The organism is Microbispora sp. NPDC088329 (assembly GCF_040685655.1).
Taxonomy (GTDB): domain Bacteria; phylum Actinomycetota; class Actinomycetes; order Streptosporangiales; family Streptosporangiaceae; genus Microbispora.
The window spans coordinates 1-1,430 of sequence record NZ_JBFBIP010000067.1 but is presented as its reverse complement, the minus strand read 5'-3'; the positions used below and the strand labels follow the sequence as shown (position 1 = coordinate 1,430).

Genomic DNA, 1,430 nt, shown 5'->3' with positions numbered 1-1,430 from the left:
TGGTCGATCAGGGTGGACAGCCGCTGCGGCGCCCCCGAGACGTTGTAGTTCTGCAGCACGTCGTTGGTGCCGATGTGCAGCAACACCGTGCGCGGGGTGTAGGTCTGCACCCAGCGGGTGATGTTGGCGTCGATCTGGTCGATCCGCCACCCGGGGTGGCCCTCGTGGTCGTGGTCGCCCAGATTGGACGGCCCGTTGTACTGCGATCCGACGAAATCGACCGTGTAACGCCCGGCGGCCAGGCGCTGCCACAGGCCGATGCGATAACCGCCCGGCACCTGGGTGCCCTCGGTGATCGAGTCGCCGAGCGGCATGACCCGCACCCCGCCGTTGGACTCGGCGTGGGCGACGCCCGGCGCCATCGCCGCGACGGTCATGGCCAGGAGCGCGGTGGTCAGCCGGCGGCTCCACCGCCTCCAACCGTGGGTGCGCGGCCTCTCCGCGGAACCAGCACTTGTTAGCGTTAACATCTACAGTGGTCCATCCTTCCCGATGGCGGCGAGCTGAATGAGGCGAGGCTCTGGCATGGCGGTGCGGTCTCCAGTCGATGAAGACCATCAGCGGCGCAGGCCGGCTCCGTGGCGCCGTCCGCAGACTTGTTAGCGCTAACAGAGACCGGCGAGTCGTTGCTTCTCTTCTGGGGCGGCCGGTGGATGGTGGTGCGCCGGAGCAAATACGAGCCGGAGGGGCTCCGTCAAGGGCCCCGGCACCCGCCGATCCGTGCCGGCACGGAGCGGACGTTCGTTCATCAGGACTTATCAGGAACGGCCGGGCAGCGATCGGCACAGGAGTCGTACTGAAAGTTTCATCGACGACGCGTCTCATAGGTCGAGGTCGTCGCCATGTTTGCGATGGCTGTAGGGCCTACTGGGCCCCCGTGAGGGCAGCATGACGAGACAGGGTCGCCGAAACTTTCAGGATAGTCTTGACACATTTCGGCGAGGTTTCCAGACTGAGTCCCCGAGGCGGTCTCTCCCTGCCAGGTCGGTGGTGAAGCGGCAGGGGGTCGCCGTCCGCGACGCCCTCGTGGTGTGCGTCCCGTGATGGGACGCGGTGCCGATCCCGCGGATGTCCCGCTTTCCGTGATTCAGTTGTGGAGGCTCAGGCATGGATACGAACGCCACCCCCTCAGATCGGCTCCGGCGACCACGCCGCGGCCGGGTGCTGCTCGCCGGCGCCCTCGGCGTTCTCGGCGCCATCACCGCCGTGGCGGTGTCGGTTCCCGCCGACGCGGCGGCGAGCACGCTGGGCGCCGCGGCGGCGCAGAGCGGCCGTTATTTCGGTACGGCGATCAGCGCGAACAGGCTCGGCGACTCGCAGTACTCCACGATCGCCAACCGTGAGTTCAACATGATCACGGCTGAGAACGAGATGAAGCCCGACGCGACCGAGCCGCAGCCGGGGCAGTTCAACTTCACCAACGCCGACCG

2 protein-coding genes are annotated in these 1,430 nt (G+C 67.3%); one reads left to right on the top strand and one right to left on the bottom strand.

All coding sequences use genetic code 11. The features are described 5' to 3' along the window. On the bottom strand, positions 1 to 377 hold a 377-nt coding region (locus AB0O28_RS39825), incomplete at its 3' end, for a GDSL-type esterase/lipase family protein (protein ID WP_363648229.1). Positions 378 to 1,107: 730 nt separating this feature from the next. On the opposite strand from AB0O28_RS39825, the gene AB0O28_RS39820 reads away from it, so the two are divergent. Then, positions 1,108 to 1,430 (top strand): endo-1,4-beta-xylanase (locus tag AB0O28_RS39820; RefSeq protein ID WP_363648227.1); only part of this gene is annotated, 323 nt, incomplete at its 3' end.